General features: G+C 66.8%; 13 protein-coding genes, 1 tRNA gene and 1 other RNA gene. 5 read left to right on the top strand and 10 right to left on the bottom strand.

The window, feature by feature from the left end; genetic code table 11:
* Window positions 1-35 precede the first annotated feature (35 nt).
* Window positions 36-617 carry a Slp family lipoprotein gene (locus AC3QL3_RS09645; protein ID WP_492898410.1) on the top strand — a complete coding sequence of 194 codons (582 nt, stop codon included), beginning with the start codon at window positions 36-38 and terminating at the stop codon, window positions 615-617.
* A gap of 102 nt (window positions 618-719) precedes the next feature.
* On the top strand, window positions 720-1,727 hold the full coding sequence (locus AC3QL3_RS09640; RefSeq protein ID WP_492898408.1) for a sulfate ABC transporter substrate-binding protein: 1,008 nt from the start codon (window positions 720-722) through the stop codon (window positions 1,725-1,727).
* A 58-nt stretch (window positions 1,728-1,785) separates the two neighbouring features.
* On the opposite strand, the gene AC3QL3_RS09635 is transcribed toward AC3QL3_RS09640, so the two are convergent.
* The 4 genes from AC3QL3_RS09635 to dnaX form a co-directional block, all read right to left on the bottom strand.
* On the bottom strand, window positions 1,786-2,130 hold the full coding sequence (locus AC3QL3_RS09635) for a histidine triad nucleotide-binding protein (RefSeq protein WP_492898406.1): 345 nt from the start codon (window positions 2,128-2,130) through the stop codon (window positions 1,786-1,788).
* A gap of 161 nt (window positions 2,131-2,291) precedes the next feature.
* Complete coding sequence (recR, locus tag AC3QL3_RS09630; protein ID WP_492898404.1) at window positions 2,292-2,888, bottom strand: recombination mediator RecR; 597 nt, start codon at window positions 2,886-2,888, stop codon at window positions 2,292-2,294.
* Between the two features lie 110 nt (window positions 2,889-2,998).
* Entirely contained in the window at window positions 2,999-3,322 is a 324-nt protein-coding gene (locus tag AC3QL3_RS09625) for a YbaB/EbfC family nucleoid-associated protein (RefSeq protein WP_492898402.1), read from the bottom strand.
* A gap of 145 nt (window positions 3,323-3,467) precedes the next feature.
* On the bottom strand, window positions 3,468-5,129 hold the full coding sequence (gene dnaX / locus AC3QL3_RS09620; protein WP_492898400.1) for a DNA polymerase III subunit gamma/tau: 1,662 nt from the start codon (window positions 5,127-5,129) through the stop codon (window positions 3,468-3,470).
* A gap of 182 nt (window positions 5,130-5,311) precedes the next feature.
* On the opposite strand from dnaX, the gene AC3QL3_RS09615 reads away from it, so the two are divergent.
* From AC3QL3_RS09615 to AC3QL3_RS09605, 3 genes are all read left to right on the top strand, one after another.
* A tRNA-Ser gene (locus AC3QL3_RS09615) sits at window positions 5,312-5,403 on the top strand.
* A gap of 82 nt (window positions 5,404-5,485) precedes the next feature.
* Window positions 5,486-5,582, top strand: an RNA gene (gene ffs / locus AC3QL3_RS09610) — signal recognition particle sRNA small type.
* 238 nt (window positions 5,583-5,820) lie between these two features.
* On the top strand, window positions 5,821-8,778 hold the full coding sequence (locus AC3QL3_RS09605; protein WP_492898398.1) for a reprolysin-like metallopeptidase: 2,958 nt from the start codon (window positions 5,821-5,823) through the stop codon (window positions 8,776-8,778).
* Between the two features lie 48 nt (window positions 8,779-8,826).
* Here the strand turns inward: AC3QL3_RS09605 and AC3QL3_RS09600 are convergent, their stop codons facing one another.
* The 6 genes from AC3QL3_RS09600 to AC3QL3_RS09575 are packed head-to-tail and all read right to left on the bottom strand — an operon-like array spanning window position 8,827 to window position 12,556.
* Window positions 8,827-9,246 (bottom strand): molybdenum cofactor biosynthesis protein MoaE, encoded by a 420-nt coding sequence (locus AC3QL3_RS09600; RefSeq protein WP_492898396.1) that lies wholly within the window; start codon window positions 9,244-9,246, stop codon window positions 8,827-8,829.
* A 24-nt stretch (window positions 9,247-9,270) separates the two neighbouring features.
* Window positions 9,271-9,510 carry a MoaD/ThiS family protein gene (locus AC3QL3_RS09595; protein ID WP_492898394.1) on the bottom strand — a complete coding sequence of 80 codons (240 nt, stop codon included), beginning with the start codon at window positions 9,508-9,510 and terminating at the stop codon, window positions 9,271-9,273.
* Window positions 9,507-10,001: a cyclic pyranopterin monophosphate synthase MoaC gene (gene moaC / locus AC3QL3_RS09590; RefSeq protein WP_492898392.1), complete on the bottom strand. Its 495-nt coding sequence runs from the start codon at window positions 9,999-10,001 to the stop codon at window positions 9,507-9,509. Before moaC ends, AC3QL3_RS09595 begins: the two co-directional genes overlap by 4 nt.
* Before the next feature lies 1 nt (window position 10,002).
* Window positions 10,003-11,046 (bottom strand): GTP 3',8-cyclase MoaA, encoded by a 1,044-nt coding sequence (gene moaA / locus AC3QL3_RS09585; RefSeq protein WP_492898390.1) that lies wholly within the window; start codon window positions 11,044-11,046, stop codon window positions 10,003-10,005.
* A 2-nt stretch (window positions 11,047-11,048) separates the two neighbouring features.
* A complete protein-coding gene (locus AC3QL3_RS09580) occupies window positions 11,049-11,813 on the bottom strand; it encodes an MBL fold metallo-hydrolase (protein ID WP_492898388.1) in 765 nt (254 codons plus the stop codon).
* The gene (locus AC3QL3_RS09575; protein WP_492898386.1) at window positions 11,810-12,556 is read right to left on the bottom strand and encodes a 3-deoxy-D-manno-octulosonic acid kinase; all 747 of its coding nucleotides are present in this window, start codon (window positions 12,554-12,556) and stop codon (window positions 11,810-11,812) included. Before AC3QL3_RS09575 ends, AC3QL3_RS09580 begins: the two co-directional genes overlap by 4 nt.
* Window positions 12,557-12,623: the final 67 nt, after the last annotated feature.

Raw genomic sequence — 12,623 nt, 5'->3', positions numbered from 1 at the left:
CTCCGCACCCTGCGTCGCGGCTGATCGAGGTCAACATGAACAAGTCCAATTTCCGCATCCCCGCCATCGTCCTGCTCGGCGGCGCACTCGGCGCCTGCGCCACCGTGCCGCAACCGCTGCAAGGCCAGTACGCCAACGTCACGGCGCGCGAGGCGGCCGGCAGCGTCAACGGCCAGAACGTGCGCTGGGGCGGCGACATCATCAAGGTCGAGCCGAAGGCTGACATCACTTGCTTCGAAGTCCTCTCGCGCAAGCTCGACAGCAGCGCGCGACCGCTGTCGCGCGACCCCACCGATGGCCGTTTCATCGCCTGCCGCAGCGGCTTCTACGATCCGGAAGAATTCGAACGCGGCCGCGAAGTGACGATCGCCGGCCGCCTGACCGGCACCGATCGCGGCAAGGTCGGCGAGTACGATTACAGCTATCCGCACGTCGCGGCCGACACGATCTATCTGTGGCCCAAGCGGCCGCTGGTCGTGCGCGACTCCTACGATCCCTGGCGCTACGGCTACGGCCCGTACGGACCGTGGGGCTGGGGCGGCCCGTATTGGGGTCCGTTCTGGGGCGGCGGCGGCACGTTGATCATCCGCGACCACGGCCATCCGCGCGGACGCTGAGCGCCGGTTATATCCAAGCCGACATAGCGAACCAACCGATCGTCCTGTAGCCGCGGCTCGCGCCGCGCAGAATGGCGGGGTCGTCCGAAACCGGAGCCCCGCGTGCGCCATCGTCTCGTCTGCTCGTTGTTCGGCCTCGCCCTCGCCTCCTCGGGCGCCTCCGCCGAAACGACTCTGTTGAACGTCTCCTACGACGTCATGCGCGACTTCTATCGCGACTACAACCCGCTATTCGTCAAGCACTACGAGGCGACGCGGCACGAGACGATCGTGATCCAGCAATCGCACGGCGGCTCCAGCAAACAGGCGCGCGCGGTCGTCGACGGTCTCGACGCCGACGTCGTGACGATGAACCAGAGCCTGGACATCGACGTGATCGCGAGCAAGGGCAAGCTCGTGCGCGCTGACTGGGCCAAGCAGCTGCCGAACGACTCGGCGCCGTTCTCCAGCCTGCAGGTGCTGATCGTGCGCAAGGGCAACCCGAAGGACATCCACGGCTGGAGCGATCTCGCGCGCAGCGGAATCAAAGTAATCGTGCCGAACCCGAAAACCTCCGGCAACGGCCGCTACACCTATCTCGCGTTGTGGGGCTACGCGCTGAAGCAACCGGGCGGCGACGCGGCGACGGCACGCACGCTGGTGGCGAGCGTATTCCGCAACGTGCCGGTGCTCGACAGCGGCGGCCGCGCGGCCACCACGACCTTCCTCGAACGCGGCATCGGCGACGTGCTGGTCACGTTCGAGAACGAAGCCGGACTGGTCGCGAAGGAATTCGGCCAGGGTGGTTTCGAAGTGATCTATCCGGCGCAGTCGATCCGCGCCGATCTGCCGGTCGCAGTCGTCGATGCGGTCGTCGACAAGAAAGGAACGCGCGCCGCGGCGGAAGAATACTTGCGCTATCTGTGGAGTCCGGACGCGCAGGAACTCGCCGCCAAGAATTTCCTGCGTCCGCGCGACGGCGCCGTCGCGGCCAAGAACGCGCAACGCTTTCCGCCGGTCGATCTGTTCGGCATCGAAACGTTCGGCGGCTGGGCGCAGGCACAGAAAACCCACTTCGACGACGGCGGCGTGTACGACCAGATCGCAGCGGAGATCGCGACGTTGAAATGAGACGGCGGGCTCGCCGACGCGCGATGCCGCGTCTACGCAGGAAACTCGAGGCCCGCGTTCAACCCGGCGGCCAATGCATCGCGCGCCCGGCGAGCAAGTGCAGATGAATGTGATACACGGTCTGACCGCCGTCGCTGTTGCAGTTCATCACGACGCGATAGCCGTTCTCGGCGAATCCCTGCGCCTTGGCCCAACGCGTCGCCGCCAGCACGAGCTTGCCGACCAGTAGCGCATCGGCATCGGTGAGATCGTTCAAGGTCGCGACCGGCACCTTCGGAATGAACAGCACGTGCACCGGCGCTTGCGGGTTGATGTCGCGGAACGCGAGCACGTGGTCGTCCTCGTAGACGATGTCGGCGGGAATCTCGCGACGGATGATCTTGGCGAACAGGGTGTCGGGCATGGGGGCCGGGATTCGGGATTCGGGATTCGGGATTCGGGAATCATAGAACAGCTCTCAACCAATCCCGAATGACTCGTCGCATCCTGCGACTCGCCCTTCGAGCCAGCTGCTTTGTTCGTTCCGGCATCCTGCCTCCACAGTCCCAATCCCCAATTCCGGCTTCAAAGCTCTTGCCGGCCCCCGAACGCATGCGCAAGCGTGCCGCGATCGATGAATTCGAGTTCGCCGCCGAGCGGAACGCCGTGCGCGAGGCGGCTGGCACGCACGCCGGCCGCGCGCGCGAGCTGCGACAGCATGTGCGCGGTCGCCTCGCCCTCGACGGTCGGATTGGTGGCGACGATCAGCTCCTGCACCTCGCCCTCGGCGAGCCGGCTCGCCAATAGATCGAGCCCGAGTTGCTTCGGGCCGAGCCCGTCCAGCGGCGACAGCCGGCCGAGCAGGACGAAATACTGGCCGCGGTATCCGGTCGCCTGTTCGATCGCCAGTTGATCGACCGGCGTCTCCACCACGCAGAGCAGACTGCGGTCGCGCGTGGGGCTGGCGCAGAACGTACACATCGCCTCTTCGCTGAACGTGCGGCAGCGCGTGCAGTTGCCGATGCGCTCGACCGCCAGCGTCAACCGCTCGGCCAGCTTGCGTGCGCCGTCGCGATCGCGTTCGAGCACGTGAAACGCCATGCGCTGCGCACTCTTCGCGCCGACGCCGGGCAGGCAGCGCAGAGCGTCGATCAGGTCGGCGAGTAGCGGAGAAGAAGACATTGAAAAGCCGGGATTGGGGATTCGGGATTTGGGATTGGCAAAGCATCTAGGATCGGGGTTTGATCTTCGGCTTCTCCGAATCCCCAATCCCCAATCCCAAATCCCGGCTCTCAAAACGGCAACTTGAAGCCGGGCGGCAGGTTCATGCCGGAAGCGAGGCCGCCGAGCTTCTCCTGGTTCAACGCGGCGATCTTGTTGACCGCATCATTCACCGCCGCGGCGACCAGATCTTCAGCCATCTCCGGATCGTCGGCGAACAGCTTGCGGTCAATGGTGACGCGGCGCACTTCGTGGCGGCCGCTCATCAAGACGCTGACGAGGCCACCGCCGGCTTGACCGGTGACTTCAGTGTTGGCGAGTTCTTCCTGCGCGCGCTTCATTTCTTCTTGCATGCGCTGGGCTTGTTGCATCAAGCCGGCAAGCGGACCTTTCATTTCATTCACCTTTGTTTGTGCGATCCGTCCGGGATCGCTGCAACCTGCAAGGTCGCGACTATCGAGAACGATTCAAGCTTCGGAAAATCTACTCGCGGCCATCCATGGCCGCACTTTTCATGAGAAGCACTCTTCGACATGCGCTTCAATTGTCAATCGGGCGGACGCTATCGGGGATGACGCGTGCGCCGAAGGTGTCGATCAGCGACTGCACGACCGGGTCGCCTTGCACGGCCGCCGCAGCGGCTTGCCGGCGTTCGTGGTCGGCGCGCTGGCGCTGTTCGGCCGGGCTTTCGGCGCCGGTGTTGGCGCGCTCGAAGCGGACCTTCACCGCGCGTCCGAGCGCGGCGCCGAGGCGCTGCTCCAGCGTTCCCACCAACGGCCCTTCGGCCAAGTGTTCGTGGCTCGACCGAATGGCGAGCCGTACCAGCTGATCCTCGATCGCGATCAAGGTCGAATTGCGTGCGAGTTCGCCGACCGGCCCGCGCAGTTCGGCGCGGTCGATCAGTTCAGGCCATGAGAGGCCGGGATTGGGGATTGGGGAGTGGGGATTGGGAGAAGCAGAAGCGGGTGCTTTCTCTTCCATTCGACGTGAAGGAGTCGATGGGGCGGTTGGAGCCGTATCAGTCGGCGGGGCCGATTTAGGCATTTCGACGCGTCGCTCAGGCACGGCTGTAACGCTCGAGGGAGCGCTTTTACCAATCCCCAATCCCGAATCCCCAATCCCGGCTCCACCCGGCACGAACGCCAGCATGCGCAACAAGCTCATCTCAAAACCGACGCGCGGCGTCGGCGCCAGCGGCAGATCGCGCCGGCCGGTCACCGCGATCTGGTACCACAGCTGCACGTCCTGCGCCGCCACGCGTGCGGCCAGATCGCGCGAATCGACGCCGTCTTCGTCACCGATGTCCGGAACCAGCTGGGCGAGCTGGATGCGGTGCAGGAGTCCGGCCAGCTCGTCCAGCACTTGAGCGAAATCCGGCGCGAAACTCGCGATGCGTTCGATCTCGGCCAGAAGGCCGGCGCCGTCACCGGCGGCGAGCCGGTCGAGCAGCACGCGTACCTTGGCGCGCTCGACTGTGCCGAGCATCGCGTGCACCTCGTTCGCGTGCAGCGCGCCGCCGCCGTGCGCGATCGCCTGATCGAGCAGCGACAGGCCGTCGCGCAGCGAACCATCGGCGGCGCGTGCCAGCACGTCGATGCCTTCGCTGTCGAAGGCGATGCCTTCGGCGCCGAGGATCGAGCGCATCTGGCCGACGATCTGCTCCGCCGTCAGGCGCTTCAGATTGAACTTGATGCAGCGCGAAAGCACCGTCACCGGCAGCTTCTGCGGGTCGGTGGTGGCGAGCAGGAATTTCACGTGCGGCGGCGGTTCCTCCAGCGTCTTCAACAAGGCGTTGAAGGCGCTTTTGGACAGCATGTGCACTTCGTCAATCAGATAAACCTTGTAACGACCGCGCGTCGGTGCGTACTGCGCGTTGTCGATCAGTTCGCGCACGTTGTCGATGCCGGTGTTGCTGGCGGCGTCGATCTCGAGCAGATCGACGAAGCGGCCGGCGTCGATCTCCACGCAGGCGCCGCATTCGCCGCACGGGTTGGAGGTCGGTCCGTGTTGGCAATTGAGCGATTTGGCGAAGATGCGCGCGATGGTCGTCTTGCCGACGCCGCGCGTGCCGGTGAACAGGAAGGCGTGGTGCAGGCGTCCGCTGTCGAGCGCGTGCGCGAGCGCGCGCACGACGTGCTCCTGGCCGACCAGTTCAGAAAAGCGGCGCGGCCGCCATTTGCGGGCGAGAGCTTGGTACGACATGGGAGATTCGCGAAGAGAGGGTCGATTGTAGCAAGCCGGGCCGAGCGCCCGCCGTTACTTAGGCGTTTACTTGTGCGAGGAGGGTCCGGCGAGTATCCTGCGCGGCCGCTTCGAGGGCGAGAGGCGAGGCTCAGGACGAGTCGATCCATCTCGCCAGCCAGAGACCATGGCAACGTTTTTGCGGAGAGGTGTCCGAGTGGTTGAAGGAGCACGCCTGGAAAGTGTGTAAACGGGTCAAACCGTTTCGCGGGTTCGAATCCCGCTCTCTCCGCCAATTTGAAAAGTGTGCCTTCTCGTAAGGATCACCGATCCTTCGATAGCCGCGTACAACGCGCACCGCCAGTTCATGGCGGCTCCGTCGGTTCTCCCGCGACGATAGCTTGCGAATCCCGCCAGGTCCGGAAGGAAGCAACGGTAGTGAGTGATTCGGGTGCCGGGATGTAGCTGGCGGAGCTGCCACCCCTTCGATTCCGAACAAGTTCGCCGGCGAGCCACGCTCGCTGCCGGGCGCGCATGCCGATCGCATTCGCAATGCCCGACACGGCCGCGGCCGCACGCCGCCGCTGCGAATCGCACGGCCGATTCACGATACCCCATCGTACTGTGCGCATCTCCATCGCTATGCCATAGTGCCGCGCCCGCGCGCCCCGGCAGGCCGCGGGTTTTCGTTACGCACTCTTGGGGAATCGCAATGCTCAGCAAACGCTGGTTTTCGCTCGCGACGAAGGTCGCGGGCCTGGTTTCGATAGCCACGCTGGCGGCGTGGTCGGCGACAGCGGCAGCCGCGCCCGCTTCCGCTCAGTTCTGGCAGAACGTGCAAGCGCGTCAGCTACCGGCCGATGCGCCGCAGGCCGCGGCATACCGCTCGCTGCAACTCGATCTGGCCGGCCTGCGCGCGCACGTCGCCAGTGCGCGCGTCGGCGGCGCCGCCTTCGAACTCGCGCTGCCGCAACCCGATGGTCATTTCGCACAATTTCTGGTCACCGATTCCGGCACGATGCCGCCGGCCCTGCAAGCGAAGTATCCGCAGATCGCCAGCCTCGCCGGCAGCGACGCGAACGGACGCAAGGTGCGCATCGATCTGTCGCCGTCGGGTTTCCAGGCGATGGTGTTCGACCGTGACGGCATCTGGCTGGTGCGTCCGGAATCCTACACAGGCGGCAATCGCTACCTGAGCTTCCGACGCAGCGACCTGCCGGCGTCGAGCGAGCCGTTCCAATGCGGCGTGCACGATCAAACACCCGATCCGGCCGGCCAACACCTGCTCGGGCAGCCGGCGCCGATGACGCAGACCGGCCAGACCCAGCGCGACTATCGCGCCGCGGTCGCCGCCAACCACTTCTACGTGACCAAGGTCTGCCCCGGCAATGCGACGGTGGAATGCGGCCTGGCGGCCGTCGTCACCGCGATGAACCGAGTCAATCAGGTCTATGAGACCGAGCTCGCGGTACACATGACCTTGATCGACGACAACGATCAGATCATCTACCCGACGGCGGCGGGCGACCCGTACTCCAACGATGAGGGTGCGCTCGACGAGAACATCACCAATTTGAACAGCGTGATCGGCGCGGCGAACTACGACATCGGCCACGTGTTCACCACCGGCAGCGGCGGCGTCGCGCTGCGGCCGTCGGTATGCACGGCCAACAAAGCCGGCGGCACCACCGGCCTGCCCAACCCGGTCGGCGATGCGTTCTGGATCGATTTCGTGGCGCACGAGATGGGTCACCAATTCGGCGGCAACCACACCTTCAACTCGAGGACGGGCAGCTGCGGCGGCAACAATCGCGCCGGCTCGGCCGCTTACGAGCCCGGCAGCGGCTCGACCATCATGGCCTATGCCGGTATCTGTACGACCAACGATCTGCAGCCGCACAGCGATCCCTACTTCCACGCCAAGAACCTGGCGGAAATCAGCACCTGGATGGCCGGCACCGGCGGCTCTTGCGCCGCCGACACGCCGAGCACGAACGCCGCGCCGGTGATCGACACTGCCAGCCTGCCGACCGGCTACACGATCCCGATGCACACCGCCTTCGTGCTGAAGGCCGCGGCTACCGATGCCGACGGCGCCGACGTGCTGAGCTACAACTGGGAACAATACGATCTCGGTCCGTCGACCACGCTCGCGCAAGGCGACACCGGTGCCGGACCGATCTTCCGCTCGTTCAATGCCAGCACCGACGGCACGCGCGTCTTCCCGCGCATGCAGACCGTACTCGGCGCGCCGCTGGCCTTGGGCGAAGCGTGGCCCACGACCACGCGTGCGCTGAACTTCCGCCTGACCGTGCGCGACAACCACGACGTTCCCGGCACGCCGCAATTCGGTGCGACGCAAAGCAGCGACGTGCAGATCCAAGTCACCAATACCGCTGGTCCGTTCCTGGTGAAGCGGCCGAACACGGCGCTCAACTGGGGTCGCGGCGAGACGCACGCGGTGCTGTGGGACGTCGCCGGCACCGATGTCGCTCCGGTCAACTGCACGGCGGTCGACATCGATCTTTCGGTCGACGGCGGCAGCACCTGGCCCGATTCGCTCGCCGCCGCTGTGCCCAACAACGGCCGCGCCGATGTGGTCGTGCCGCAGCGCCCCGACACGACGCAGGCGCGCGTGCGCGTGCGCTGCAACGGCAACGTGTTCTTCGACGTATCGGACGTGAATTTCAAGATCGCCGCGGTCGGCGATCCCGATCCGGTCGCCGCGACCGCCAACGTCACTCCGGCCAATCTCTCCTTCGAACTCGACGCCGGCGCCAGCTCGACGCAGAACCTCGCCATCGCCAATACCGGCGACAGCAGCACCACGCTCAACTACACGATCGCCGAATCGAGCGATGCCTGTGTCAGCACCGCTGACGTCGCCTGGGTCAGCGCCGCACCGATCAGCGGCGACGTCGCCGGTGGCGCCAGCGCGAGCGTCGTCGTCAGCGTCGACAGCAGCGGCCTCGGTATCGGCACGCATACGGCCAGCCTGTGCGTGAGTACCAGCGACAGCGCGCATCCGAGCTTCACGATTCCGCTCACGCTGACCGTCAACCAGCCGGAGAACGATGCGATCTTCAAGGACGGCTTCGACGGTTCGGGCAGCGTCGCCTGCAAACCGACTCAGCTCTTGAACGACCCGAGCTTCGAGCTCACCGGCGGCGGCGGCGAGATCTGGAGCGGCGACGACAGCAGCAGCAACGCGCCGCCGATCTGCGACGTCTCCTGCAACTCCGACGAGACCTTCATGGCGCGCACCGGCGACTGGTTCGCGTGGTTCGGCGGCTGGGACGTGGCGAACACCTCCTGGCTGAGCCAGAGCGTGGTGTTCCCGCAAGGCCAGCCGCGCTGGCTGAACTACTGGATGGTCAACCTGATCGGCATCGACACCAGCGCGAGCCTGAAACTGAGCATCGACTCGAACCTGGTCCACACCTTCACTCCGGCCACCGGCGAGACGGCGTACAACGTGCACAGCGTGGAAATCCCGGCCGCCTATCTCGACGGTCAAGCGCATGTGGTTCGCTTGGATTGGGCCGCTGACGCACCGGGCGGGGCGACCGGCGAAGTGATACTCGACGACGTCACGCTGGACTGCGCGGCGACTCCGGCGCATCTGCCGCCGTCGCCGCCGTTGCAGATCGGCAAGCGCGTACGCCGCTGAGCGGAAACGCTGCAACAACGATCCCGCGAGGCCGCGCGCCTCGCGGGATCAGTTCGATGCGACCGGCGTGTTGTCCGGGTGCAGCCAGCCCGATTCGCCGTCGGCGTAGTGTTCGTTCTTCCAGATCGGCACGCGCCGCTTCACCTCGTCGATGATCCAGCGACAAGCCACGAACGCGGCGTCGCGATGATCGGCGCTGACGCCGACCCAGACCGCCAGATCGCCGATCGCGAGTCGGCCGATGCGATGCACGCAGCGCGCCTCACGTACGCCGAAACGTGCGACCGCTTCGGTCAAGATCGCCTCGCCCTCGCTGGCGGCGAGCGCGGCATAGGCTTGATAGTCGAGTTGCCGCACGGCGCGCCCGTCGTTGTGATCGCGCACCCAGCCCTCGAAGCTGGCATACGCGCCGGCCGAGGTGTGGTCGAGCGCGCGACGTTCGACGGCGAGGTCGATCGCGCTTTCCATCAATGAAAATCGGCTCGCGTTCACTCATCCCCCACTGACGGGCGGCAGGAATACGATTTCGTCGCGATCGGCCAGCGCGTGATCCCAGGCGACGAAAGCGCCGTTGACGGCGACGCGCAAGCGCTCGGCCGTAAACGGGAATCGATGCACGGCGGCGACTTCCGCATACAGCTCGCGCGGCGTGCGCGCGACGCTGTCGAGCAATTCCTCGGCGCGGCCGGCGCGGTCGGCAAGACTGGCGAAGTACAGCAGCGTATAGCTCATGCCGCCGCCCTGCCCCGCCGCACGCGCCGTTTGCCGCCGCTCTTCTCCACGAGATGCAGACCGTCGATGACGATCTCGTGCGAAAGCGCCTTGCACATGTCGTAGACGGTCAACGCCGCCACGCTGGCGCCGGTCAGCGCTTCCATCTCGACGCCGGTCTTGTGCGTCAGCGCGACGGTGCAGCGGATGCGCAACTCGCGCTCGCCGGCGAACTCCACCTCGAAGCGGCAGTTTTCGATCGGCAAGGGATGGCAGAACGGAATCAGCTCGTGCGTGCGCTTGACCGCCAAGGTGCCGGCAATGATCGCGGTGTCGACGATCGGCCCTTTCTTCGAGCGCAGGCCCTCGGCACGCAAGGTCTGCGCGACCGCGGCCGGAAAGCGCACCAACACTTCGGCCACCGCCTCGCGTCGCGTCGCCGTCTTGGCGCCGACGTCGACCATCGCGGGACGCCCCTGTGCATCGATGTGACTCAATGTCCGGCTCGCCATCTCAGCCCCCGATCGCGTACATCTCGACGTGCTCGCGCGGAGCCGGCGCCGTCTCGCTGCGCAATTCGCTGTAACGGTCCTCGCGCGCGCCCCACACGGCGCGGATCAGGCCGCTCAGTTCGGCGTCGCTGGCGCCGGCACGCAAAGGCCCGCGCAAGTCGTGACCGCTGCCGGCGAACAGGCAGGTGTAGAGGCGGCCGTCGGCCGACAGCCGCGCGCGCGAACAGTCGCCGCAGAACGGTTCGGTCACCGAACTGATGAAACCGATCTCGCCGCCGCCGTCGGCGAACGCGTAGCGGCGCGCGACCTCGCCGTCATAGTTGGCTTGAAGTTCGACCAGCGGCCAGCGCGCGGCGATGCGTGCGCGCAGTTCAGCGCTCGGCACCACCAGCTCATCGCGCCAGTCGTTGCAGGTGCCGACGTCCATGTATTCGATGAAGCGCACGATGTGGCCGCTGCCGCGGAATCGCTCGAGCAGTTCGAGCACTTCGCCGTCGTTGACGCCGCGCATGACCACCACGTTGAGCTTGAGCGGACCGAAGCCGACCTGTTCGGCCACGGCAATGGCATCCAGCACGATGCCGATGTCGCCGCGACCGCCGGACATGCGCCGGAACGTCTCCGGCACCACCGTGTCCAGACTCATCGTGATGCGCTGCAAGCCGGCCGTGCGCAAGGCCTGCGCCTGCACTGCGAGCAGGCTGCCGTTGGTGGTCAAGGCGATATCGTCTATGCCGGGCAGCGCGGCGAGCCGGCGCACCAGTTCGGGCAGGTCGCGCCGCAGCAGCGGCTCGCCGCCGGTCAGGCGCAACTTGTGGACGCCGAGGCCGGTGAACAGGCGCGCGAGGCGCTCGATTTCCTCGAAGCGCAAGCGTTCGTTCTTGCTCAGAAACTCGTGATCGCGCGGATAACGCTCTTCCGGCATGCAATAGGGACAGCGGAAGTTGCAGCGGTCGACGACGGAGATGCGCAGGTCGCGCAGCACTCGCCCGCGGCGGTCGCGCGGCGGCGCCGATTCCAGTCGCAGCGGAATCGCCGCGCCCATGCTCAGGCGACCTCGACCGGCTCAACCGTGCGCAAGGCCGGCGCCAGCGCGACCGCCTCGTCGCGGCGCGCGACGCGATAGCCGCGCGTCTCCATCATCGCGGCATCGGCCAAGCTGGCGTAGTGATAGAGCATCAGGCGGCGACGCAAGTCGGGCGGATATTCGCGCTCGAGATCGTCGACGCCGGTGTGCGAAGGATTGCCGATCGCGCCGCAGTCGTGCGCGACCAGCTCGTCGCGCGCGGCGTAGTGCGCGAGCATCTCCGGCACCGGCCGCGTATCGCCGGTCCAGACGAAACTGCCGGCCAAAGACAGGCCGAACGAGGAATTGGGCGCGTGGTGGCGCGTGGCGAAGACGTCGAACCACAGACGCTCGTGCCAGAACCCGCGCGACAGCGGCACCAGCGTAAACGCGTCCCAGAAGTTCGCGCCGCCCTCGGCCAGCACCTCCGGGTAGTCGGCCACGCGTGCCTGCAGCAGCGGCACCAGGGCCGCGTGCGCGTACAAGCGCACGCGGCCGCGCAAGGCGGCATCGAAGTAGACGCGATAGAACAGCCGCTCGAGCCCGCCGACGTGGTCCATGTGCGTATGCGTGATGTAAACCGCGCGCGGCGCTTCGCCGTAGCGGTCCAGATACGCCGACAGCGCTTCCGCGCCGCAGTCGATCATCAGCGCCGGCGCGCCGTCGCGCTCGAGCACGCCGCAAGCCGAACCGAGTTCGGGCGCCTGCGCGCTGCCGACGCCGAGGAAGCGCAACGCGAGATTCACGACAACACTCCGCCCGAATGCGACGACCGCTGCGGCCGCGCCATCGCCTCATGGTAGCTCGCCAGCAACGGATGCCAGAAGCTGGCATCGAAATCGCCGCGGCGGCCGGCGCCGAGTTTGTCGAACGAGCGACGCAGGCGCGCCAGATTGGCCTGCTGCCAACCGAGCGCCGCCTTGCGCAGGCGGCCGCGGTCGAAATCGATCAGCCAGACCTTCCCGCCGGCGTCGGCCAGCACGTTGTGCGCGTTCAGATCGGCGTGCCAGACCTGGGCCTGGTGGAATCGCGCGATGGTACGGCCGACCTCGTGCGCCAGCGCCGGCGTCAGCGCGTCGCCGGCCAGGCATTCGGCCAAGGTTTGCGCGTCGACGATGCGGCGAGTCAGCAAGTCCGCGCGATAGCGCAGACCGTCGCGTTCGTAACGCGCCGCGACCGGATGCGGCGCCGGCAAACCGGCCTCGACCAGCCGCGCGAGCAGCTCGAACTCACGAAACGCGCGCGTGCGCGCGCCGCCGGTCCACAGATAACGATCGGCGCTGAGGCGCGCGACCAAGCCGCCGCGCTGGTAGTGGCGCAGCACGCAGGCACCGGCCGGCGTGTCGACGAAGACGGCGCCGCCGCGGCCACCGCTCGGCATCGCAGCGCCGCCCGCAGCGCGGTCGAACCAGCGTTCGTCGGCCACGCCGAGCGCGCGGTCGTACACGATCGCCCCCGTCGCCGTCGATTGAACTTGCGCCTCGATCATGCCTCTGCCAAGTTGCGGCCCTCGCGGGCGCACAAGAGGCGGCCGCATTCCGAACCAGATGGTAGCA

It is taken from the genome of Dokdonella sp. GW821-FHT11D02 (genome assembly GCF_058808595.1).
Note: the sequence above shows the minus strand (reverse complement) of the source record. Positions and strands in the feature narration are given on the sequence as shown.

Coding starts and splice junctions, on each gene's coding strand:
- AC3QL3_RS09595 (WP_492898394.1), bottom strand. CDS start 9,510: ATGAGCTATACGCTGCTGTACTTCGCCAGTCTTGCCGACCGCGCCGGC.
- AC3QL3_RS09605 (WP_492898398.1), top strand. CDS start 5,821: ATGCTCAGCAAACGCTGGTTTTCGCTCGCGACGAAGGTCGCGGGCCTG.
- recR (WP_492898404.1), bottom strand. CDS start 2,888: ATGTCTTCTTCTCCGCTACTCGCCGACCTGATCGACGCTCTGCGCTGC.
- dnaX (WP_492898400.1), bottom strand. CDS start 5,129: ATGTCGTACCAAGCTCTCGCCCGCAAATGGCGGCCGCGCCGCTTTTCT.
- AC3QL3_RS09645 (WP_492898410.1), top strand. CDS start 36: ATGAACAAGTCCAATTTCCGCATCCCCGCCATCGTCCTGCTCGGCGGC.
- AC3QL3_RS09600 (WP_492898396.1), bottom strand. CDS start 9,246: ATGGAAAGCGCGATCGACCTCGCCGTCGAACGTCGCGCGCTCGACCAC.
- AC3QL3_RS09575 (WP_492898386.1), bottom strand. CDS start 12,556: ATGATCGAGGCGCAAGTTCAATCGACGGCGACGGGGGCGATCGTGTAC.
- moaA (WP_492898390.1), bottom strand. CDS start 11,046: ATGGGCGCGGCGATTCCGCTGCGACTGGAATCGGCGCCGCCGCGCGAC.
- AC3QL3_RS09625 (WP_492898402.1), bottom strand. CDS start 3,322: ATGAAAGGTCCGCTTGCCGGCTTGATGCAACAAGCCCAGCGCATGCAA.
- moaC (WP_492898392.1), bottom strand. CDS start 10,001: ATGGCGAGCCGGACATTGAGTCACATCGATGCACAGGGGCGTCCCGCG.
- AC3QL3_RS09635 (WP_492898406.1), bottom strand. CDS start 2,130: ATGCCCGACACCCTGTTCGCCAAGATCATCCGTCGCGAGATTCCCGCC.